The 21,562-nt window shown below is 52.1% G+C and carries 21 protein-coding genes; 15 read left to right on the top strand and 6 right to left on the bottom strand.

Features of this window, described 5'->3' with window-relative positions; translation table 11 throughout:
- Positions 1–13: 13 nt before the first annotated feature.
- From IE076_RS06475 to mutM, 5 genes are all read right to left on the bottom strand, one after another.
- Positions 14–208: a hypothetical protein gene (locus IE076_RS06475; RefSeq protein ID WP_189435952.1), complete on the bottom strand. Its 195-nt coding sequence runs from the start codon at positions 206–208 to the stop codon at positions 14–16.
- A 314-nt stretch (positions 209–522) separates the two neighbouring features.
- Entirely contained in the window at positions 523–1,167 is a 645-nt protein-coding gene (locus IE076_RS06470; protein WP_189435951.1) for a GntR family transcriptional regulator, read from the bottom strand.
- A 164-nt stretch (positions 1,168–1,331) separates the two neighbouring features.
- On the bottom strand, positions 1,332–2,759 hold the full coding sequence (gnd, locus tag IE076_RS06465) for an NADP-dependent phosphogluconate dehydrogenase (protein WP_189435950.1): 1,428 nt from the start codon (positions 2,757–2,759) through the stop codon (positions 1,332–1,334).
- 200 nt (positions 2,760–2,959) lie between these two features.
- Positions 2,960–3,904, bottom strand: a complete 945-nt coding sequence (locus tag IE076_RS06460) for an L-lactate dehydrogenase (RefSeq protein ID WP_189435949.1) — start codon at positions 3,902–3,904, stop codon at positions 2,960–2,962.
- Positions 3,905–4,032: 128 nt separating this feature from the next.
- Complete coding sequence (gene mutM / locus IE076_RS06455; protein ID WP_189435948.1) at positions 4,033–4,935, bottom strand: bifunctional DNA-formamidopyrimidine glycosylase/DNA-(apurinic or apyrimidinic site) lyase; 903 nt, start codon at positions 4,933–4,935, stop codon at positions 4,033–4,035.
- Between the two features lie 108 nt (positions 4,936–5,043).
- Between mutM and ubiE the strand changes: the two genes are divergently transcribed.
- From ubiE to IE076_RS06440, 3 genes are all read left to right on the top strand, one after another.
- Positions 5,044–5,847 (top strand): bifunctional demethylmenaquinone methyltransferase/2-methoxy-6-polyprenyl-1,4-benzoquinol methylase UbiE, encoded by an 804-nt coding sequence (gene ubiE / locus IE076_RS06450; protein ID WP_189435947.1) that lies wholly within the window; start codon positions 5,044–5,046, stop codon positions 5,845–5,847.
- 6 nt (positions 5,848–5,853) lie between these two features.
- A complete protein-coding gene (gene ubiB / locus IE076_RS06445; RefSeq protein WP_189435946.1) occupies positions 5,854–7,437 on the top strand; it encodes a 2-polyprenylphenol 6-hydroxylase in 1,584 nt (527 codons plus the stop codon).
- Positions 7,438–7,737: 300 nt separating this feature from the next.
- On the top strand, positions 7,738–8,400 hold the full coding sequence (locus IE076_RS06440; protein ID WP_189435945.1) for a TetR/AcrR family transcriptional regulator: 663 nt from the start codon (positions 7,738–7,740) through the stop codon (positions 8,398–8,400).
- A gap of 7 nt (positions 8,401–8,407) precedes the next feature.
- On the opposite strand, the gene IE076_RS06435 is transcribed toward IE076_RS06440, so the two are convergent.
- Complete coding sequence (locus IE076_RS06435; RefSeq protein ID WP_189435944.1) at positions 8,408–9,028, bottom strand: alpha-ketoglutarate-dependent dioxygenase AlkB family protein; 621 nt, start codon at positions 9,026–9,028, stop codon at positions 8,408–8,410.
- A gap of 135 nt (positions 9,029–9,163) precedes the next feature.
- Here IE076_RS06435 and IE076_RS06430 point away from each other — a divergent pair, with 135 nt between their 5' ends.
- From IE076_RS06430 to rimI, 12 genes are all read left to right on the top strand, one after another.
- Positions 9,164–10,657 (top strand): FMN-binding glutamate synthase family protein, encoded by a 1,494-nt coding sequence (locus IE076_RS06430; protein WP_189435943.1) that lies wholly within the window; start codon positions 9,164–9,166, stop codon positions 10,655–10,657.
- A gap of 303 nt (positions 10,658–10,960) precedes the next feature.
- Positions 10,961–12,880 (top strand): molecular chaperone DnaK, encoded by a 1,920-nt coding sequence (gene dnaK, locus IE076_RS06425; protein ID WP_189435942.1) that lies wholly within the window; start codon positions 10,961–10,963, stop codon positions 12,878–12,880.
- 353 nt (positions 12,881–13,233) lie between these two features.
- On the top strand, positions 13,234–14,361 hold the full coding sequence (gene dnaJ, locus IE076_RS06420) for a molecular chaperone DnaJ (protein ID WP_189435941.1): 1,128 nt from the start codon (positions 13,234–13,236) through the stop codon (positions 14,359–14,361).
- Between the two features lie 66 nt (positions 14,362–14,427).
- Positions 14,428–15,033, top strand: coding sequence for a class I SAM-dependent methyltransferase (locus tag IE076_RS06415; protein ID WP_209008911.1), 606 nt, complete (start codon positions 14,428–14,430; stop codon positions 15,031–15,033).
- Positions 15,034–15,191: 158 nt separating this feature from the next.
- Complete coding sequence (locus IE076_RS06410; RefSeq protein ID WP_189435940.1) at positions 15,192–15,782, top strand: NADPH-dependent FMN reductase; 591 nt, start codon at positions 15,192–15,194, stop codon at positions 15,780–15,782.
- A 124-nt stretch (positions 15,783–15,906) separates the two neighbouring features.
- Entirely contained in the window at positions 15,907–16,455 is a 549-nt protein-coding gene (hslV, locus tag IE076_RS06405; RefSeq protein ID WP_189435939.1) for an ATP-dependent protease subunit HslV, read from the top strand.
- 140 nt (positions 16,456–16,595) lie between these two features.
- Positions 16,596–17,657, top strand: coding sequence for a hypothetical protein (locus IE076_RS06400; RefSeq protein ID WP_189435938.1), 1,062 nt, complete (start codon positions 16,596–16,598; stop codon positions 17,655–17,657).
- An 11-nt stretch (positions 17,658–17,668) separates the two neighbouring features.
- Positions 17,669–18,973: an ATP-dependent protease ATPase subunit HslU gene (gene hslU, locus IE076_RS06395; RefSeq protein WP_189435937.1), complete on the top strand. Its 1,305-nt coding sequence runs from the start codon at positions 17,669–17,671 to the stop codon at positions 18,971–18,973.
- Positions 18,974–19,066: 93 nt separating this feature from the next.
- Positions 19,067–19,561 carry a universal stress protein gene (locus tag IE076_RS06390; protein ID WP_189435936.1) on the top strand — a complete coding sequence of 165 codons (495 nt, stop codon included), beginning with the start codon at positions 19,067–19,069 and terminating at the stop codon, positions 19,559–19,561.
- Between the two features lie 130 nt (positions 19,562–19,691).
- Positions 19,692–20,252: a NifU family protein gene (locus IE076_RS06385; protein ID WP_189435935.1), complete on the top strand. Its 561-nt coding sequence runs from the start codon at positions 19,692–19,694 to the stop codon at positions 20,250–20,252.
- Positions 20,253–20,383: 131 nt separating this feature from the next.
- On the top strand, positions 20,384–21,064 hold the full coding sequence (gene tsaB / locus IE076_RS06380) for a tRNA (adenosine(37)-N6)-threonylcarbamoyltransferase complex dimerization subunit type 1 TsaB (protein WP_189435934.1): 681 nt from the start codon (positions 20,384–20,386) through the stop codon (positions 21,062–21,064).
- A gap of 29 nt (positions 21,065–21,093) precedes the next feature.
- A complete protein-coding gene (gene rimI / locus IE076_RS06375; RefSeq protein WP_209008910.1) occupies positions 21,094–21,546 on the top strand; it encodes a ribosomal protein S18-alanine N-acetyltransferase in 453 nt (150 codons plus the stop codon).
- Positions 21,547–21,562: the final 16 nt, after the last annotated feature.

Here is a 21,562-nt window from a genome sequence, read left to right as displayed (position 1 = left end):
ACCAATAGATCTATTAATCATCATCGTCGTCACCGTCCGGAATAGCAAGGTCTACGGCTCCTTCTACGACAGTTGCACCAACTTTCGCAGTTGTTGTTACTGCAGTTGAAGCAACAGAGACCGCCGCTCCTCCTACTGAAACAACAGCACAGCCGGAGATTCCTAGTAATACTGTAAGAATGCAGGCTGTAATCGCGATAACTCTCATTTATTCCCCTCAAAAAACTGTCGTGAATCTCTGTAAAGGTCACCTATCTAATTTAAATTTGAAGGGTAAGAATTACGATTTCCCTACCTGATCCCCGTGCGCTCGAAACGCTGCACAAGTTGTCTCTAAAACTGTAACGACTGCGCGTTCCCACGCAGGTTGTGGTGATCGGCGCTTAGAGAAAAGTGTTCCAGCGATGAAGATGGGGTACAAGCCCATAAGCAAGGGAGGTCGGAATTGCCAGCATTATGCCCCATACAAAAAACGCGCTCTTTTACCGGAACGCGCTCTGGATGATCCAGCTTTCGATGGACTTAAGTGAGCTGAGTGAAGAACTTCAGGCGCGCCTTGTGGGCCTCCGCAATATGGTGACGCGCAGCTCTGTCTGCACGGTCACAATCGCGCTTGGAAATGGCATCGACGATCTCAGCATGCTCCTCAATCGCCAGACGACGACGGTCATCATCTGTCAGGGTTGTGCCAGCGAGCAACAGCAGAGACAAGCGCATATGGTCAATTTGTTCAACCAGATAGCGGTTATGGGAGGCAAGATAAAAGCGACGGTGGAACTCACGGTTGGTCTTGATCAGACGGTCTGCATCCGCAAGGTTCTGCATGTCTGACTCAACCATCTCCTGAAGGATCTCGATCTCCGCAGCTGACGCATGCTGTGCAGCCAAACGGCCAGCGGTGCCTTCGAGCACCTCACGCAGAAAATAGAGTTCGCTGATCTGATTGTGGTCGAGACTAGGAATGACCATGCCGCGGTTCGGTTCATGAACCGCAAGCCCCTGCGCTTCAAGGCGCTTCAGGCCTTCCCGGATCGGTGTGCGGCTGACGCCGAATTTCTCTGCCAGTTCTGCTTCCCGTAAGCGACTGCCTGGTTTCAGCTCACGGGTCTCAATCGCTTTGATGAGACGGCGGTAAATTTCAGCTCCGTTGGGTGAATTGGCAGTCACGTCTTATTCCCAGGATTAGTAAAGGCTCGGTTTGTAGCTCATACATGCCAGCCTTTGTGTGGATAGGCAGGGCCACGCATGCGGTCCTGCCAGTTTCGGCGTTAAATTTCAATCAGGCATAGCACAACCTAGTTAATAACTAGCATGCCTGAGTTGTTTCTGCCTTACGCACCACCTGCTGGCCACGGGCCGTGGAAGCCGGAGCCCTCTTTGTCGGTACGCTCAAAGCCATGCTGACCAAAAAAGTCGCGCTGACCCTGAATCACGTAGGCTGCCGTCCGTTTCTGACGAATCATGTCGAAGGAGCCAAGTGCAGCAGATAGAGCTGGTGTAGGAATACCGTTGCTTATTCCCATGCAAAGCACTTCGCGCAGACCCGGAACAGCATCTTTCATACGTTCCGCGATTGCAGGCGCCATGTAAAGAGACTTGAGCTCTGGATTTTCGTCGTAAGCCTGAGCGATTTCGTCGAGGAAGCGCGAGCGGATAATACAGCCCTGACGCCAGATACGAGCGATATCGCCCATTGGCAGATCCCAGCCGTTTTCCTTTCCACCAGCGGCTAGTACAGCAAAACCTTCTGCATAGGCAGCAATCTTGCCGGCAATCAGCGCACGCTCACAAGCAGCAATGCCTTCCTGTTTTTCTTCCCAGGTCAGAGTTTCATCTGACTGCGGGTAGATCTCTGCAATTTCCTGACGCAAGGCGCGTGCAGAAGAAAGACAGCGCGCAGCCACTGCCGCATCAATGCCGGTTGCAGGAACGCCAAGCAGATGCGCTTCGACAGCAGACCAGCGACCAGTGCCCTTCTGACCAGCAGTATCCAGAATAACATCCAGAATTGGCTTGCCGCTTTCTTCGTCAACCACACCCATCACATTCGCAGTGATTTCAATGAGATACGATGCGAGCGGGCCTTCGTTCCATTTGGTGAAGATCTCGGCCTGCTCCTGAATGCTCAGGTCAAGGGTCTTGGTCATCACTTCATGAACTTCAGCGATCATCTGCATGTCGGCATATTCGATGCCGTTGTGCAGGGTCTTCACAAAGTGCCCAGCACCTTCTGGACCCATCAATGCTACACAAGGCTCACCATTGTGCTTGGCAGAGATGGCATTGAGGATTGGCTCAATGCGAGCGTAGGCCGTCTCGGAAGCGCCAACCATAATGGAAGGACCGAAGCGAGCGCCTTCTGCACCACCAGAAACGCCCATGCCGACAAAGGTAAACGGCGTATCAGCCAGTTCTTTGTAGCGGCGGTTACTGTCGTTGAAGTCGCTGTTACCTGCGTCAATCAGGATGTCACCATCTTTCAGATGGTCTTTCAAAACAGAGATCTGCTGATCAACTGGCGCACCAGCTGGTACCATCAGAATGATAGGACGAGGTGCTTTGATATTTGCTACCAGCTCTTCAGTACTGTAGCAGGGAATGAACATATCCTTGAGGTGACCTGCCTTCTCCATGAAAGCGTCGGTTCCCTCTGCAGTACGGTTGTATACCGCAACTTTATAGCCATTATCTGCGATGTTGAGAGCCAGATTGGCCCCCATGACGCCTAGTCCAACAAGACCGATGTCCGCCTGTGTCATCAATACTCTCCGTGCTGCAAGTGGTGCACAGACACGCGTAAAAACCTAACCCAATAGATAACTTGGCGATTGTATGCGCTTGTGCCTCAGAAACTAGGAGAGTGGCATAGGTGAAAAACGGGTTTTTGCCAAGGTCGGAATAGAAAAATTCCGCAAAAGCCTAATATTGCTGCAGCAAGAGCGCTTTTGCGGAATCGTCGTTATTTCAGGTGTTTGGAGAGCACTTCTTTTGCTGCAGTCTCCAGCGCCACAGCGGAAGCCTGCAACTGACTGCGCTCCAGCTCATCCATGCTTGGGAACAGTGTCGCTTCAATGCCGTCTGCGCCCAGCACGCGCGGTACAGAAAGTGCGGTATCCTTCACGCCGACGATTTCCTCGTTGACGATGGAAAGGCTGATTACTGCGTGTTCGTTGGTCAGGATTGCCTTTACGATACGGGAGAGCCCTGCCCCAATACCGAAGTTGGTTGCGCCCTTGCCTTCAATGATAGAATAGGCAGCGTAACGCACCCCATGATCAATGCGATCGCGCACTTCCTGAGTGATCGGTTTGTTGGTCTGCTCGGCAAATGTAAACAGCGGTGTGTTGCCAGCTTTTGCGCCGGACCAGATCAGCACTTCACTGTCACCATGCTCACCAAGAACATCTGCATGCACGGAATTTGGCGTAATGCCCAGGTGCTTACCCAGCAAGGTGCGGAAACGGGCTGTATCCAAGATGGTTCCGGAGCCGATAACGCGGGTGCGCGGCAGGCCAGAAATCTCGGTTGCCACCTGGGTCATGATATCAACCGGATTGGTCGCAATGATCAGGATGGCATGCGGTGCGTACTTCAGCACTTCAGGAATGACTTTTGCGAAGACGCCAGCATTGCGAGCCAGTAGCTCAATACGAGTCTCACCCGGTTGCTGGTTCACACCAGCAGCAATCACTACAACCGCTGCATCCTTCAGGTCGCTGTAATCGCCGCCAATGATGTTCATCGGGCGCGCAAACGGCGTTGCATGGAGAATGTCTTCCGCCTGAGCAATGGCGAGTTTCGGGTTGTAATCGACAAGAACAATTTCGTTGCCCACACCGTTCATGGCCATGGCATAGGCTGCAGTACTCCCAACAGCGCCAACACCAACTACACCAATTTTCATAGGGCTATCCTTTTCTTATTCTTGGGGTCTGCGGGTCATCCTGCCCGCATCCAAATTTCGTGCCTGTCTCCTAGACAGTTGCAAAAGAGAATGCAATTCCCTTAAGCGTGACATATCAGCCCGTAGGCTTACTTCTGGCATTTGGGGCAGAAGAACGTCGAGCGGCCATTTTGTACTTTACGTTCAATGATACCGGAGCAGCCAGGCGTCCGGCAAGGTTCCCCTTCCCGGTCATAGACAGAGAAGTTATGCTGGAAATACCCAAGAGAACCATCCGCTTGGCGATGATCCTTCAGCGAGGAGCCTCCAGATGCAATCGCTTCCAGCAGGACTTCGCGGATGTGATTGGCAAGTTCATTGGCCTTTTTGAGTGGCTTGCCGGATTTACCCGAGAGTGTGGATGCGCTCTTGAAAGGACTTAACCCCGTTCTCCAGAGTGCTTCACACACATAAATATTGCCCAACCCCGCAATGAACTTCTGATTAAGCAAGGCAGCCTTGAGTGAGGTTTTCCGGTTTTCAAACAGCTTGGCAAGGTGCGCGCCATCCAGTTCATTGCCGAGTGGCTCGATCCCCATCTCAGCAAACATCGGATGTGCTGCCAGCTCGCTTCGTGGAATAAGCACCATGAAGCCAAACCGGCGCGGGTCGTTGTAAATGATCTTTACAATCGTCTCCCGGTCCTCTGGACGAAGATGAAAAATCACATGGTCATGCTGCGGGTGCTTGCCTTTTGCATGATACATTTCAACAGTTTGAGTCGGTTCCTGATCGTCAGTCTCGATCCAGCGGAAGGACCCGGACATGCCAAGATGCATCACCAAAACATCACCACTGTCCAGATCAAGCAGCAGATATTTTGCGCGGCGCGTGAAGGAGACAACCCTGCGATTTTCCAGCCGCTCTACAAAATCATCACCAAATGGAAAGCGAAGATCGGGTCGGCGTTGTTCAACTCTGCAAATTGTTGCATTGTCAAAAAAAGGAGCAAGTCCGCGGCGGACTGTTTCAACCTCCGGTAATTCAGGCATAAGATATCCGTTGGTACAGTGGTTTGCTACTGGGCAAAGATTGCGTTCTACAATAGCGCTTTGTAACAAGCTGTACTATGTTCGCCCGCGAAATGGAGTGATTTGATTATGGCGCGTGAGTTCTCAACCCCTGAGCAGGCATCCGTAACAGACCCGTCTGAAATGGCAACAAGCTTCGGGTTTCGCACAGTTCGTGAAGGTGAAAAGCAGGATCTGGTGGATGATGTTTTCCACAAAGTGGCATCTCGCTATGACCTCATGAACGACCTTATGTCCGGCGGAATGCATCGTCTCTGGAAAGATGCAATGGTTTCCAGCATGAACCCACCAAAGAATGGCGCCCGTGAATGGCGACATCTTGACGTGGCAGGCGGCACTGGCGACATTGCAACTCGTGTAGTTGAGCGTTCCAATAGAACAGTAAAGTCAACCGTTTGCGACATCAACGGCTCAATGCTTGGTGTTGGCAAAGACCGCGCCAGCGCAGCAGGACTCTCAGAGAACATTGAGTTCATTCAGGGCAATGCAGAAGACTTGCCTTTCCCGGACAAATACTTCGATGCCTACACAATTGCATTTGGAATTAGAAACGTCCCGCAAATCGACAAAGCTCTGAAAGAAGCACACCGTGTGCTAAAGCGCGGTGGCCGCTTCATGTGCCTCGAATTCTCTCAGGTGGACGTTCCCGCGCTCGATAAGATCTATGATCTGTTCTCCTTCCACGCCATCCCAAAAATTGGACAGGCGGTGACTGGCGACGGCGATCCCTACAGCTATCTTGTAGAATCTATCCGGAAATTTCCAAATCAGGAACGTTTTGCGCAGATGATACGTGATGCAGGCTTTGAGCGTGTCACTTATCGAAACTACACCGGCGGTATCGCTGCACTTCACTCCGGCTGGAAAATCTAACCAGTTATGATCGCAAATATTGTGCCATTTATGCGTCTGGGTTTCGCGGGTTTTGTTATGGCCCGCGAAGGTGTGTTCGGACTTGTTTCTCTACCGGATCTCCCGCCCGGTCCGCGCCTGGCTATCCGCACAGCGCGGATGCTTGAGCGCCGTGGTATCGAGAAAAAAGATGCTGCCGCTCGCCTGACAGATGCTCTGAACCGCCTTGGCCCCTCCTACATCAAGCTCGGGCAGTTTCTTGCCACCCGGCCGGATGTGGTTGGCAAGGAAGCCGCGAAAGAACTCTCCGCCCTTCAGGACAACGTTCCGCCATTTCTGACGCAGTATGCGCGGAAAACTGTAGAAGAGCAGCTCGGCAATACAGTCGAGTACCATTTCGAAGAGTTTGGCGATCCGGTAGCTGCAGCCTCGATCGCACAGGTACACCCGGCATACCTGCGCAACCGCGATGGTGAGCTTGAGAAGGTCGCTGTAAAAGTCCTGCGCCCCGGTGTGGAGCGTGGATTCAAGCGTGATCTGAAAAGCTTCTACCTTGCCGCACGCCTTGCCGAACGTTTCAGCAAAGCAAGCCGCCGCCTGCGTCCAATTGCAACTGTGGAGACCTATGAGCGCTCTGTCATCTTGGAAATGGACCTGCGCATGGAAGCCGCAGCCCTTTCTGAAATGGGTGAAAACAGCAAAGAAGACACAGACTTCCGGGTACCAAGCGTAGATTGGCCGCGCACGTCTCGCTCCGTTCTTACAATGGAGTGGATTGATGGTGTGAAGCTCTCCAATCTGGAAGGCATCGAAGAAGCAGGTCATGATTTGCCTGAACTGGGCAACAAGGTCATCCAGTCCTTCCTACGCCATGCCGTACGCGATGGTTTCTTCCACGCAGACATGCACCAGGGTAACCTGTTCGTTGAGCCGGACGGAACGCTGGTTGCCGTTGATCTTGGAATTACAGGACGTCTGGGTTTGTCCGAGCGCAGATTCCTGGCAGAAATCCTCTACGGCTTCATCACCCGCAATTATCTCAGAGTTGCTGAGGTTCACTTTGAAGCCGGTTATGTGCCCGCCGATCAGGACGTCGACATCTTCGCACAGGCGATCAGAGCGATTGGTGAGCCAATCCACGGCCATGACGCCAGCGAAATCTCAATGGCGCGCCTGTTGACCCAGCTATTTGAAGTGACTGAGATGTTCAACATGCACACTCAGCCGCAGCTGATCCTATTGCAGAAGAACATGGTTCTGGCAGAGGGTGTCGCCCGCTCGCTGAACCCGCATCTGGATATGTGGAAAACCTCAGACCCTGTTGTCACAAGCTGGATTCAGCGGAATCTGGGCCCGATTGGACGCATCACAGACCTTGCAACAGGTGTGACGGTTCTTGGGCGTCTGGCAGGTGATCTGCCGATCATTGCCGACCGCGTGAGTGCGTTCTCTAATCACCTGGAGCAGATGGCCAACAACGGCCTGAGATTCGACGAGAAGACCGCAGATGCGATCGGCAAAGCGGAGGCAAAACACAGCCGTTCTGGCCGTGTTGCGCTATGGGTCATCGCAGTCGCCCTTTCAGCAATTGCCTACGGCATTTATTTCTAAGACTTTCTGAGTTGATACTATGAAAAACGGGAGTTGTGAGACTCCCGTTTTTCGTTGATTAGGCAGTTTTTCCGGAAAAAACCGGATATATTTAGATTGTATTAAGTTTCTGCATAATTTTGTCTAAGATTTATATAGTAACCGCAATTGATGATATGAATTGTAGGCGGGTTGTGACGCAGTAAAACGTGCTAAAAGCAAGATAGCTTGAAATAAGTATTTGGGATTTCTGAGGGACTACTCAAACCCTTGGGAAAACGCCCAATGTGTTCGTAAAACTATCTTCCTGGAGGTGCCGCCGTGCCAGACAGTTCTGAACTGGGGACCCGTGAACGGTTACTAGATGCCGCTGAACGCTTGCTCGCTGAACATGGTCTTGCGGAAACTTCTGTAAGAATGATCACTGAAAAAGCTGATGCCAACGTTGCTGCCGTCAACTACCACTTCGGCAGCAAGGAGGATCTCGTTCGAGCCGTGTTTATGCGGCGACTTCGCGAGATCGACGACATGCGCATGCAGCGACTGGATGCTCTGGAAGTTGGTGGGCGAGAGCCGGATGTAGAAGAGATCACCCGCGCCTTCATGGAGCCTCTGATTGTACAGGGAATATCCAGAGAAACCGGAAAGCTGGTCCCGTTTGTGGTTCTCATCCGTCAGGTCTTCTCTGATCCGGAAGCCGGCCAAAAGATTATGCATGCATGGGAGCCACCAAGAATTATCCTGCGCATCACCAAGGCGCTCGCCAAAGCGACCGACAGCGACATCCCCACAGGGCCACGTGCACAGCTCCTAATGATGCTCATGCACAGCGCAACGCTGGAAGCGCTTTATGTCGTCACAGGAGCCTCTAAAGGCCCCTACGATGAAGAAATGGATCAAGATGCCATCGTCGAAGGCACCATTTGCTTCGTATCCAGTGGAATCCGCGCTTTCTTTAAGACCAGCGCGCTCGAAGAAGCCTGACGCCGGACTAAAACGCAGAGACGCGGCGGAGGGTGAGGTTCAATCTACCTCCGTCTTTGAGCAAGCTTGAGCTCCCACCCAAAATGCGGTCGATCCCGTGGTAACAAAGCCGCGCCTCCCGACCCAGAACCACAACGTCTCCTGAATTCAGCTTGAGCGATTGCGTCGGCCCACCGCGCTTGACTCCGCCAAGCCGAAATACAGCTGTGTCTCCTAAACTGACAGAAACCACCGGTGCCTCAAACGTCTTTTCGTCCCGGTCCTGATGCAGACCCATTTTTGCAGTCGAGGCGTAATAGTTGACAAGGCAAGTCTCAGGAACCGCCTCACACTCTCCTACACGGCTCCACAAATCATTGAGCACTTCAGGAATGGTAGGCCAAGCCTGACCGGTCTCCGGATGCTCGGATTGGTATCGATATCCGTTGCGGTCAGACACCCACCCCAGTTCGCCCAGATTGGTCATCCGAACCGAGAAAGGCTTGCCCGTGCGTGGCATCACGGGGGTGAACAACGGTGACTCTTTCACCAGATACCTCAGCGTTTCGACGAGCTCTCTTTGTTCTTCATGAGAGAAGTATCCGGGCAGGTATTTGAAACCTTTGGGAAAATTACCAGTCAGCTGCATCTTGAACCTCTCATATTCCGGGCTTACCTCCTGAAGAGACCGCTTAAGAAACCGGAAAACTTGGAGAAATTTGTCGAAACTGAATTTAACTCATAATCCTCAAGATAGTCGTTGCACGATTAAGGAGAAAAATAAATGCACCTTCTTCCCCCTCTGCTTGCAGCTGTCCTTAACATCTTTGCCGCCGTTGTTTCTCTCCTGATAGTGCTCACTCTCATCGCCGTCGTCGTTCTGTACGTCGTTGATCGCCGCCAGCACAAAGATGCAATTCGCCATAACTTCCCTGTCGTAGGTCGCTTCCGGGCACTCTTCGCGTATCTGGGCGAATTTTTCCGCCAGTACTTCTTTGCTATGGACAGGGAGGAGATGCCGTTCAACAGAGCTGAGCGAACCTGGGTGGGTCATGCGTCCAGAGCAGAAGGCAACACAATGGCGTTCGGGTCCACAAAAAATCTGGCCGTACCGGGAACCGCCCTGTTCGTGAATGCGCCCTTTGCAAAGTTAGAAGCGGAGATCGACGAACCCGAGCCACTGCTCATTGGGCCATATGTCGAAAACCCTTACGTGCCGCCCAGCTACTTCAACATCTCGGGCATGAGTTACGGTGCAATCTCCCGACCGGCAGTGCTCGCCCTCTCCCGCGGCGCGAAGATGGCAAATTGCTGGATGAATACCGGCGAAGGCGGTCTGTCTCCCTACCATCTGGAAGGTGGAGCGGACATTGTTTTTCAGATCGGTACTGCAAAATACGGCTGCCGTAATGATGATAGCACGCTGAACGAAGACAAGCTGAAAAAGATCACTGACCACGCGCAGGTCAAGATGGTTGAGATCAAGTTGGCCCAAGGTGCAAAACCGGGTAAAGGCGGTCTTCTTCCCGGCGGTAAAGTCACGCCCGAAGTTGCGGAGATCCGTGGTATCAAGGTCGGGCAGCCATCCCACTCTCCAAACCGCCACCCGGAAATCAGTAATACAGGCGAGTTGCTGGACTTCATCTCCCGCGTGCGCCACATCGCCAAAAAGCCAGTGGGCTTCAAAACCGTCATCGGTTCCAGTGCTTGGGTGGAAGAGCTATGCCGTGAAATCAACCACCGCGGAATTGAGCACGCACCGGACTTCATCACGATCGACTCTGCCGATGGTGGTACTGGTGCTGCACCTATGCCGCTAATGGATAATGTGGGCCTGACTATCTCGGAGGCCCTTCCGATTGTGGATCAAATTCTGCGAAAGCATGACCTGCGTGATCGTATTCGCATTATCGTCTCAGGAAAGCGCATAACGCCGTCGGCAGTTGCAATGGCTCTGTGTGCAGGAGCTGACTTTACGGTGACAGCACGTGGTTTCATGTTTGCTCTGGGCTGCATTCAGGCCATGCGGTGCAATAAGAATACGTGTCCAACAGGCATCACCACCCATAATAAGGCACTGCAGGCCGGGCTTGATCCAACGGAAAAGAGCCACCGCGTTGCCGCTTATTGCCATAGTGTAAGAATGGAAGTGGATATGATCGCCCACGCCTGTGGTGTAGATGAAGCACGCCAGCTTTCACGAGAGCATGTCAGGATCGTCCAGGGAAATGGGCACTCGATCTCACTTGATGAGCTCTATCCACAAACCCCCTCTTAGAAATAGGGGTAACTTTGGGGAACGTTGGCAAACGGGCGCAACAGCGGGGCGTTTCCGCTGGTTTTCCAAAGAAAATTTCGGTTTCTTAACTCAGAAATTGGCTTCGGTTAGGTCTTGTGTCGATATATACAGTCCTGTCCCTTGCAGGGGCAGAGCACCCCTCTTATATAGCCAATTGAAGTTTTCTTGCGTGTTTGCGACAACACATGCAAGTGCAATGTACTGGGGACCGGTTGGAAACTGATCCGACATAATCCGAAGGCCTTCGGGGTTCGGGCGGTCTGCCGAAAGGAGAGTGAAAACATGGCAAAGGTCATTGGTATCGACCTCGGCACGACAAATTCGTGCGTATCTGTAATGGACGGCAAAGACGCTAAGGTAATCGAAAACGCAGAAGGTGCGCGTACTACCCCTTCTATGGTTGCTTTTAGTGATGATGGCGAGCGCCTTGTAGGCCAGCCAGCAAAGCGTCAGGCTGTAACCAACCCAACAGACACTCTGTTTGCTGTGAAGCGTCTGATCGGTCGTCGTTTTGATGATCCGACCGTTGCAAAAGACAAAAAGCTCGTCCCATACGAAATCGTAAAAGCCGACAATGGCGACGCATGGGTTGAAGCTGAGGGTGAGAAGTACTCCCCATCCCAGGTTTCTGCTTTCATCCTGCAGAAGATGAAAGAAACAGCTGAGAGCTTCCTCGGTGAGAATGTAACTCAGGCTGTTATTACCGTTCCTGCATACTTCAACGATGCACAGCGTCAGGCAACCAAAGATGCCGGTAAGATCGCTGGTCTTGAAGTTCTGCGTATCATCAACGAGCCAACTGCTGCTGCCCTTGCATACGGCATGGACAAAAACGATGGTAAGACCATCGCAGTTTACGACCTTGGTGGTGGTACCTTCGACGTTTCCATCCTGGAAATCGGCGACGGCGTATTTGAAGTGAAGTCCACCAACGGTGACACCTTCCTCGGTGGTGAAGACTTCGACATGCGCTTGGTTGACTACCTCGCAGCTGAGTTCAAGAAAGAACAGGGCATTGACCTGAAGAACGATAAGCTTGCTCTGCAGCGTCTGAAAGAAGCTGCTGAAAAAGCGAAGATCGAGCTGTCCTCTTCTTCCCAGACCGAAATCAACCTGCCGTTCATCACTGCAGACGCTTCCGGTCCTAAGCACCTTACCTTGAAACTGACCCGTGCGAAGTTCGAGCAGCTCGTTGACGATCTGGTACAGCGTACCGTTGCGCCAATGAAAGCAGCACTGAAAGACGCAGGTCTGGCAGCTGGTGAAGTCGACGAGGTTGTTCTCGTCGGTGGTATGACCCGTATGCCTAAGGTTCAGGAAGTTGTTAAACAGTTCTTCGGTAAAGACCCGCACAAAGGCGTGAACCCGGACGAAGTTGTTGCAATGGGTGCAGCAATTCAGGCTGGCGTTCTGCAGGGTGATGTTAAAGACGTTCTGCTTCTCGACGTTACTCCGCTGTCCCTCGGTATCGAAACCCTTGGTGGCGTGTTCACACGTCTGATCGACCGCAACACCACAATCCCAACCAAGAAGGGCCAAGTGTTCTCTACAGCTGAAGACAATCAGACTGCAGTGACCATCCGCGTCTTCCAGGGTGAACGTGAAATGGCTGCGGACAACAAGATCCTCGGTCAGTTTGATCTGGTTGGTATCCCACCAGCACCACGCGGTGTGCCTCAGGTTGAAGTTGCCTTCGACATCGATGCAAACGGTATCGTGAACGTATCCGCTAAGGATAAGGGCACCGGTAAAGAACAGCAGATCCGCATTCAGGCATCTGGTGGTCTGTCCGACACCGACATCGAGCAGATGGTGAAAGACGCTGAATCCCACGCTGAAGAAGACAAGAAGCGTAAGGAACTGGTTGAAGCGAAAAACCAGGGTGAAGCACTGCACCACTCCACCGAGAAGTCTTTGAAAGAGTACGGCGATAAGGTCTCTGAAGAAGACAAGTCAGCTATCGAAAGCGCTCTTGCAGCTCTGAAGCAGTCTCTCGAAGGTGAAGACCTCGAAGATATTACAGCGAAGACACAGGCACTTGCTGAAGCTTCCATGAAGCTTGGTGAAGCAATGTACAAGGACGCTCAGGCTGAAGCTGGCGAAGACGCCGCTGAAGGCGAAGGTGAGCCAAAGCCTGTTGACGATGTTGTTGATGCCGACTTCGAAGAAGTTCGTGACGACGACAACAAAAAGTCCAGCTAACTAATACTTTTACCTCGCGAGCTCTAACGGGCTTGCGAGGTAAACTTTATTGAAGTATTTCCCAACGGTATGGAAGATCTGAGTTAAAGGTTGCCTTTTGGGTGCAATTGCATTCGAGAGCGCTGCTTCCTACATATGGGGAGCTGGAAATGTGCGCGCTGTGCTGATAGCTGCACCTTGAATTTCAGCGGAACAGTAAACAGTTTTGTTTTGAAGATGAGAGCGGTCCGTAAGTTAGTTCGCTGCAAAGCATGAATGAACTACGACTGCCACAGAGTACCTCGGGCTGAGCTAATGTTCTCCTGAGACTTCAAAACACAGATAGACATCACGTCTTTGGAGCTTATTTCATAATGTCTAAACGCGACTACTATGAGGTGCTGGGGGTAGCACGGGAGGTCGACGAAAAGGCACTTAAGAGCGCTTATCGCAAACTTGCGATGAAATACCATCCGGACCGCAATCCAGGTGATGATGAAGCGGAAGCAAACTTTAAGGAAGTAAGCGAAGCTTACGAAACCCTGAAAGACCCGCAAAAGCGCGCTGCCTACGATCGATTTGGCCATGCAGCCTTTGAAAACGGCGGCTTTGGTGGTGGCGGTGGAGCTGGTCCGGGCGACTTTGCATCCTCCATGGCAGACATTTTCGACGAGTTCTTTGGCGGCGGCGGTGGCCGTCGTGGCTCTGGCCGCGAACGCGGTGCTGACTTGCGCTATAACCTCGAAGTCTCACTGGAAGAGGCTTACGAAGGCAAATCCGTCGAGATTGAAGTTCCAACTTCCGTAACCTGTGAACCTTGCGGTGGCTCCGGTGCCAAGTCTGGAACCCGTCCATCCACCTGCCCAACCTGTGGCGGTGCCGGACGCGTAAGAGCAGCTCAAGGCTTCTTCACAATGGAGCGCACCTGCCCAACCTGTCAGGGGCGCGGTGAAGTCATTACCGATCCGTGTGACAGCTGTGGCGGTACGGGCCGGACCACAAAAGAGCGCACGCTTTCCGTCAACATCCCAGCTGGCATCGAAGACGGAACACGCATCCGCTTGTCTGGCGAAGGCGAGGCAGGTGCACGCGGCGGACCAGCAGGTGATCTTTATATCTTCCTGTCCATCCGTCCGCACGAGTTCTTCCAGCGTGATGGAGCTGATATCTTCTGCCGGGTGCCAATTTCTATGACAACCGCTGCGCTGGGTGGTCAGTTTGAGGTTCCTGCCTTGGATGGCAACACAGCACGTGTGAAGGTTCCTGAAAGCACGCAGACCGGAAAACAGTTCAGACTGCGTGGCAAAGGCATGCCGATCATGCGGTCTAACCAGAAAGGCGACATGTATATTCAGGTTGCCGTAGAGACACCTACGAACCTTACCAAAAGGCAGCGCGAGCTTCTTTCAGAGTTTGAAGGTGAGTCTTCTGGAGAAAATCATCCTGAGTCTACGGGCTTTTTTGCCAAGGCCAAAGATTTTTTAGAGAACTTCAAGGCTTAGCTCTTTAAAACGCCATCAAACAGTAATATCTCAGTAGGAAGCTTTGTTGTTACTACGGAGAGTTGAATGTTCTACGAAACTCGGTCACTGGCAGAAAATGCCATTAGCAGATTTCGTGAACCTTCCAAGTTTCTCCGGGCGTGGGTGGAAGCACCGCTCACGACCGGAGCGGTGACCCCGTCAGGTCCCGTTCTCGCCCAGAGAATGGCAGAGTTCGTTCCAGCAAATTCAGAGAATCCCGTATTGGAGCTTGGTCCCGGCACTGGCCCGGTCACAAAAGCTATTCTGGACGCCGGCGTTACCAAAGAACGTCTGACTTGTCTGGAATACAGCCCGGACTTCTGTGAGCTTCTTACTGAAAAATTCGGGGATCTGAATGTGGTGCAAGGTGATGCCTATAACATGCGCCCAAGCCTGGAGCACATTGCACCAAACTCTCTCTGCGCTGTTGTATCCAGCCTGCCATTGGTTGCCAGACCTATGGAAAGCCGGCTCAAATGCCTTCATGACGCGTTTAAGCTCATGCGACCAGGGGCCCCGTTCATCCAGTTCTCGTATTCTCTGATCTCCCCGGTGACACTGAGATCAAAAATGTTCACCTGGTCGAAAACCGGATGGATCGTAAAGAATATCCCTCCTGCCCGTATCTGGATCTTCCGTAAGCCCTTCTGATTTTTCTGCGTAAAACCTTAAGTTGTTAACTTGTAAAACCACGCGTCTTTCATAAACCTTCCGCTTGGATACTATGTGATATTCTACGTGTCGACATTATTTCAGATCGTCACACTTCAGCGCGAAAGCGTGCTGAGCCACGTTGTAAGGATAGTTTTATGAAGCCCAAGATACTCGTGTTTTCAGGTTCAACGCGGAAAGGGTCCTATAACCAGATGCTGGCAGATCTGGTGGCAAAACACCTGACAGTCGCGAATGCCGATGTCACAAAGATCAGCCTCGCCGACTATCCGCTCCCTATTTACGATGGCGATCTGGAGGATGAGACCGGCATTCCGGAGAATGTCTACAAGCTTAGAAAGCTCATCGAGACCCACCATGGGATCTTTATCGCAAGCCCCGAATATAATTCATCGATCACGCCGCTGCTTAAAAATACATTGGATTGGATCAGCCGCATCCAGATGCCGGAGGAAGAGCCGCTCGAAGTCTTCCATACATCCATCTATGCCGTTGGCGGTGCCTCACCCGGCGCTCACGGTTCTTTGCGCGGGTTGATGCACCTGCGGACGATTATGGAAGTGTCTCTGGGTTGCCTTGTGCTGCCGGAAATGATTTCCATTAACTTTGCAGGTAAATCCTTCGATGAAAATGGCGACCTCACAAAAGACCACCAGATCAAACGATTGCACAAGATGGTTGACCGCTTCGTGAGCGAGGCAAGTCATGTAAAGCTGCAGGATAACTGAGTTTTTTTGGCCTACCGCATTTGCAATGAGCAAAGGACTACATACATAAGACCGCAGACACAAATTTGAAATTGGGTTGCGCGGAAGTTTGCTCTGCTGCCAATTTAACTCTGGAGAAGATTGAATGAGTGAACCTGAACAGTGGCACGGCACAACCATCTTGACCGTGCGCAAAGATGGCAGAGTCGTAATTGCTGGAGATGGTCAGGTATCTCTTGGATCGACTGTCATCAAAGGCACCGCTCGTAAAGTCCGTCCATTGGCGGGTGGCCAGGTCATTGCAGGCTTTGCAGGCGCTACAGCTGATGCATTCACGCTGTTTGAACGCCTTGAGGCCAAGCTGGAACAATACCCGGATCAGCTGATGCGGGCATGTGTTGAACTGGCAAAGGACTGGCGGACCGATCGCTATCTCCGGCGTCTGGAAGCGATGATGCTTGTTGCCGATAAGAAAGATTCACTGGTCCTGACTGGAACCGGCGATGTTCTGCAGCCAGAAAATGGCGTGATGGGCATTGGCTCCGGCGGCAACTATGCGCTGTCAGCAGCACGAGCGCTGGTTGACATGGACCTGACTGCAGAAGAGATCTGCCGCAAGTCTATGGCAATTGCAGCCGAAATCTGCGTCTACACAAACAGCAATGTCACTATTGAGTCCCTCGACACAGAGTGACACTTACTGCAAGAAACAACTGGAGGTCAGTGAATTTCGATCTCCAGTTCTGTATGCAAGACATGTTTAGATCAGCTTGACTTGCTAAGCCGAGGATACTTGACGCTTTTATTGCCCCATTCGGATTTAATGAGGATCTGATGATATCAAGAGCAGCCCTTACCGGAGCCGTCTCCGCTGGAATTATCAGCGCAGATCAAGCTGATAAGCTCGTCTCCTATTTGAAACTGCAAGCAGAAAATATCCAAGCACAGCAAGCCGCTGAGAACCTTCATGATCCAGAAGAAGTCCGGTTTACCCGAGGTTTTCACGATATCTTCATCAGCCTCGGCATTTTAATCCTGTTTTCAGGCTATATCATTGGCTTGAATGAACCGCTGTCACAAGGCGGCATGCCGGCAGCAGCTGTAGCCGGTGCTGCCGCGATTATCTCTTGGGCTATGGCCGAATGGTTCACCAAGATCAAGAAGCTCGCCCTGCCCTCTATCCTGCTGACAGGACTGTTCGGGGGAGCGATTGCGATGGTTGGCTTTAGCCTGTTCACATCCAACCCCTTGAATCAGAACTCTGAAACCATTCAGATCATGTTGGGGTCAATCTTTGCGCTGGCTGGTGCCTCCTTGTTTTACTGGCGCTTCAAGGTGCCAATCACACTGACAGTCATCGTCGCAGGAGTAATGGGCTTGATTGTCGGGGCATTGACCCTCGCGACTGATGCGCGAATTCTGGACTACTTTCCCTGGGTCACGCTGGTTTGCGGTTTATTTGCTTTTGCCTGCGCAATGTACTTTGATAGCAAAGACACGGCCCGCGAAACGCTCAATACAGACAAAGCCTTTTGGCTTCACCTGCTTGCAGCACCGCTCATCGTCCATTCCATCCTCAGCCGGATGTACACTGCGGAGCAAACAGAAGCCTATGCGCTGGTTTCCATCGCAGTCATTTTGGCGTTTGGTGTCGTCGCATTGATTGTTGATCGACGTGCAATGCTGGTTGCTGCCCTGAGCTACCTCGGTTTTGCCCTCGGCTATTTGCTGGAGCCCGCCGACTTTTCGGAATTACAACTAACTGCTATCTCCCTTGTATTACTTGGGAGTTTTGTCTTGCTACTCGGTTCAGGCTGGAACGCGGCGCGGCGGATCGTCATGCGCCCTCTTGCAGGAACCAAACTCACTACATATCTGCCACCTATCCGGAACTAGAAAGTAAGAAAATGACAAATTTCTCTCCACGGGAAATCGTTAGTGAACTTGATCGCTACATCATCGGCCAGCATGACGCAAAACGCGCAGTTGCAATTGCACTGCGCAACAGATGGCGCCGCCAGCAGTTGGATGAAGGCCTGCGCGAAGAAGTTCAGCCAAAGAACATTCTGATGATCGGACCAACCGGTGTTGGTAAGACAGAGATCTCTCGTCGTTTGGCTAAGCTTGCGAATGCTCCTTTCACGAAAGTTGAAGCTACCAAGTTTACCGAAGTCGGGTATGTGGGCCGCGATGTGGAGCAGATCATCCGTGATCTGGTGGAATCCAGTATCGCTCTGGTCCGCGAGCAAAGCCGCAAGGACGTGGAAGCGAAAGCGCATGTCTTAGCTGAAGAACGCGTTCTGGATGCGCTGGTCGGCAACAACGCAAGCCCGGCCACCCGCGATACCTTCCGCAAGAAGCTGCGTGAAGGGGAACTCGACGAAAAAGAAATCGAAATCGAGGTTCGCTCCTCCCCGCAGATGCCAAGCTTTGATATTCCGGGCATGCCAGGAAGCAGCGTCGGCGTCATGAACATCTCTGATATGCTGGGCAAGGCCTTTGGTGGCCAAACCAAGCCAAAGCGCACCAGCGTCAAAGAAAGTCATAAGGTTCTGCTGGCGGAAGAATCCGACAAGCTTCTTGACGAAGAAAAGATCACACAGGAAGCAATCGCACGGGTTGAAGATTCCGGCATTGTGTTCCTTGATGAGGTCGACAAGATCTGCGGAAAAGACGGCCGCGGTGGCGGTGATGTGTCCCGTGAGGGTGTGCAGCGTGACCTTTTGCCGTTGATTGAAGGCACTGTTGTTTCAACAAAGTACGGCCCGGTGAAAACCGACCATGTTCTGTTCATCGCGTCTGGTGCGTTCCACGTTTCAAAGCCATCTGATCTGCTGCCGGAACTTCAGGGCCGTCTGCCGATCCGTGTCGAGCTTAAAGCTCTGACCAAAGAGGACTTTGTGAAGATCCTGACGGACACGGAGGCAAGCCTGATCAAGCAGTATGTTGCATTGATGGGAACTGAAGAGGTCTCAATTGAGTTTACCAAGGATGCGATTGACGAAATCGCCAACATTGCGGTGGATCTGAACGCGACCGTTGAGAACATCGGTGCGCGGCGCTTGCAGACTGTAATGGAACGTGTGCTGGATGAAATCTCCTTCACCGCGCCAGACCAGTCTGGTGAGCAAGTCACGATTGATGCTGACTACGTGAAGTCGAACGTCAGCGAGTTGGCCAAGAACGTCGATTTGTCTCAGTTCATCCTCTAACTGACTCAATAATCAGCTCGAAAATGAAAACCTGGCGGTAAGTGGCAAGGAAAAATACTTGCCGCCTACCACCGCAAGTGGCAGCATACCTCCATGGTAGCTATTCGTAAAAGTAATGAAGAAGGTCACCACCGAAAGTTTCTGGTTGTCGTCGACGGCACACCGGAATGTGGTAGAGCCATCGTTTACGCCGCAAAACGGGCGGCCCGTACTGGCGGCGTCGTTCTCTTGCTCTATGTGATTGCCCCTGGAAACTTCCAGCATTGGCTGGGGGTTGAGGATATCATGCGCCAGGAAGCGCGTGATAATGCAGACACAATCCTGGCAAAAGCTGCTGAACAGGTAAGAGCAGCGGCCCGTACAGAACCGGAACTGGTTGTGCGCGAAGGGCACCAGTCAGATGAGATTATAGCTCTGATTGACGAAGACGCGGATATCGCGATTCTTGTTCTGGCGGCAGGAACCAGCAAAGAAGGACCGGGTCCTCTGGTTTCATCCATAGCGGGTAAATCGGCGGGAACCTTCCCGATTCCCACCACCATCGTACCAGGTAATTTGGACGATGATGCGCTGGATGCCCTTGCCTGATCAGGATTACCTATCATATAGAAAAGAAAACAGACATTGCTGATGCATTGAGTGCTGTAAGTTAAGTAGTGTAAACTGTGCTGCAACTGCTTAAGAACACTCTTTGGCAAGAAAAATCGGAAACAAAACCATGTTCATTCAGACCGAAGCGACACCAAACCCGGCAACACTGAAGTTTCTGCCCGGCCGCGTAGTATTGTCGGAAGGCACACGCGATTTCCGCTCGGCAGCGGAAGCTGCGGTTTCTCCGCTGGCAGAAAAGCTTTTCTCTATTCCAGGTGTTGTTGGCATCTTCTTCGGTCACGACTTTATCACCGTAACCAAGGATGAGACTGACTGGCAGCATATGCGCCCGGCCATTCTTGGTGCGATCATGGAAAACTTCATGTCCGACACCCCGATCCTGCAAGGTGAGGAAGCAGGTGATGGTGATACAGGTGAAGAGTTCTTCGAAGCGGAAGACGAAGAGACTGTAAACATGATCAAGGAACTGCTGGAAACCCGTGTGCGTCCAGCTGTTGCTCAGGATGGTGGCGACATAACATTCAGGGGATATCGTGAGGGTATCGTATATCTGACCATGCGTGGGGCATGCGCCGGTTGCCCGTCTTCAACAGCAACCCTGAGCCATGGCATTCAGAACCTGATGAGGCATTTCATCCCAGAAGTTCAAGAAGTTAAACAGATCTAGTTTCTGCTAATTTAATTCTTCTGTAGAAGGGCAGCACACGCTGCCCTTTTTGTTGCAAGGCAAAAAAATACTCCGGGTGTTAAACGAATTGGTTGCTCGACAATTCGCGACCCTAACGATAAGCCGAACTAATGAAGTTGCTTGCTATTGATACCGCACTAAGTACCTGTGCTGCCGCCGTTTTAATCGATGACGGTAGTAAGCAGGATATTGTCTCCCAATGCGAAGATCTCGGACGGGGCCACGCCGAGCGCATCATGGGCATGGTGGCGAGTGTCATGACGGACTCCTCAACCACCTTTAACTCGCTGGACCGGATTGTTGTGAACGTCGGTCCGGGAAGCTTCACCGGCCTTCGCGTTGGTCTCTCCATTGCGCGCGGGTTTGGTTTGGTGCTCGAAAAGCCGGTTGTTTCGGTCACAACGCTGGCTGCAATTGCGCATGAAGCTTTGGACGCTGCTCTTGTCAAGAAACCGATTCTGGTGGTTCTGGATGCGCGCCGCAATGAAGTCTACTGCCAGAATTTCGATGAAAACGGAGCTCCTATCGGGGAAGCCCGAATTTCTACCGTGAAAGACCTTGCGCACAGCATTGATGCTGACACTATACTGGCAGGCTCTGCAGCACAGGCGGTTGCCAACACGGCGGGCATAGATAATTCACGTGTTTGCAACGAAGCTGCTGCTGCTTCAATTGAATACATCGCGAAGCTTGGTAAGGGTGCAAAGCGTCAGGACAAGGCGCCGGTCCCACTCTATCTTCGTGCCCCTGACGCTGTTCCGGGTGAGAAAGGAAAGGTTCGTCGTCAATGAAGTCCTGGTGGACATCAGAAAAGCCTCTAATGATCGAGCGTGCTGAAAAAGACGACCTGCCTGACCTGGCGAAACTCCACGCTGAATGCTTCAAGCAGAACTGGGGTACAGCAGAACTGACCACAATGTTCGAGCAAAAAGGCGTTTTCATCCTGATTGCGCGTACATCTCGTGTGACTGGCCAAGCCAATCTGGGCTTTGTTGTCATCCGCTCAGTTGCAGGCGAAGCGGAAGTTTTGACCATCGCAGTCTCCCCAAAGCAGCAAAACAGGGGGATTGGGCGAAAACTCATGGAAGCAGCCATCTTCCAGCTTTACTCTGACCGTGCCGAAGCCTTGTTCCTCGAAGTGGATGACACCAACAGCGCGGCACTGAAGCTCTACAAGAAATTGGGGTTCAAGCAGGTCGGAGAGAGAAAAGCCTATTACGCCACGAGCGAAGGCAGTGGAACAGCGCTTGTTATGCGTTGCGATCTTCTTTAAGCGACAATACGCATGT

The organism is Pseudovibrio japonicus (assembly GCF_014651595.1).
GTDB classification, from domain to species: Bacteria; Pseudomonadota; Alphaproteobacteria; order Rhizobiales; family Stappiaceae; genus Pseudovibrio; species Pseudovibrio japonicus.
The sequence above is the reverse complement of the archived record's forward strand: the minus strand, read 5'-3'. Positions and strand labels throughout refer to the sequence as shown.

Coding starts and splice junctions, on each gene's coding strand:
- hslV (WP_189435939.1), top strand. CDS start 15,907: ATGAGTGAACCTGAACAGTGGCACGGCACAACCATCTTGACCGTGCGC.
- IE076_RS06435 (WP_189435944.1), bottom strand. CDS start 9,028: ATGCAGCTGACTGGTAATTTTCCCAAAGGTTTCAAATACCTGCCCGGA.
- IE076_RS06415 (WP_209008911.1), top strand. CDS start 14,428: ATGTTCTACGAAACTCGGTCACTGGCAGAAAATGCCATTAGCAGATTT.
- IE076_RS06410 (WP_189435940.1), top strand. CDS start 15,192: ATGAAGCCCAAGATACTCGTGTTTTCAGGTTCAACGCGGAAAGGGTCC.
- gnd (WP_189435950.1), bottom strand. CDS start 2,759: ATGACACAGGCGGACATCGGTCTTGTTGGACTAGGCGTCATGGGGGCC.
- ubiE (WP_189435947.1), top strand. CDS start 5,044: ATGGCGCGTGAGTTCTCAACCCCTGAGCAGGCATCCGTAACAGACCCG.
- IE076_RS06460 (WP_189435949.1), bottom strand. CDS start 3,904: ATGAAAATTGGTGTAGTTGGTGTTGGCGCTGTTGGGAGTACTGCAGCC.
- IE076_RS06430 (WP_189435943.1), top strand. CDS start 9,164: ATGCACCTTCTTCCCCCTCTGCTTGCAGCTGTCCTTAACATCTTTGCC.
- mutM (WP_189435948.1), bottom strand. CDS start 4,935: ATGCCTGAATTACCGGAGGTTGAAACAGTCCGCCGCGGACTTGCTCCT.
- dnaK (WP_189435942.1), top strand. CDS start 10,961: ATGGCAAAGGTCATTGGTATCGACCTCGGCACGACAAATTCGTGCGTA.
- rimI (WP_209008910.1), top strand. CDS start 21,094: ATGATCGAGCGTGCTGAAAAAGACGACCTGCCTGACCTGGCGAAACTC.
- IE076_RS06385 (WP_189435935.1), top strand. CDS start 19,692: ATGTTCATTCAGACCGAAGCGACACCAAACCCGGCAACACTGAAGTTT.
- hslU (WP_189435937.1), top strand. CDS start 17,669: ATGACAAATTTCTCTCCACGGGAAATCGTTAGTGAACTTGATCGCTAC.
- ubiB (WP_189435946.1), top strand. CDS start 5,854: ATGATCGCAAATATTGTGCCATTTATGCGTCTGGGTTTCGCGGGTTTT.
- IE076_RS06475 (WP_189435952.1), bottom strand. CDS start 208: ATGAGAGTTATCGCGATTACAGCCTGCATTCTTACAGTATTACTAGGA.
- dnaJ (WP_189435941.1), top strand. CDS start 13,234: ATGTCTAAACGCGACTACTATGAGGTGCTGGGGGTAGCACGGGAGGTC.
- IE076_RS06390 (WP_189435936.1), top strand. CDS start 19,067: ATGGTAGCTATTCGTAAAAGTAATGAAGAAGGTCACCACCGAAAGTTT.
- IE076_RS06400 (WP_189435938.1), top strand. CDS start 16,596: ATGATATCAAGAGCAGCCCTTACCGGAGCCGTCTCCGCTGGAATTATC.
- tsaB (WP_189435934.1), top strand. CDS start 20,384: ATGAAGTTGCTTGCTATTGATACCGCACTAAGTACCTGTGCTGCCGCC.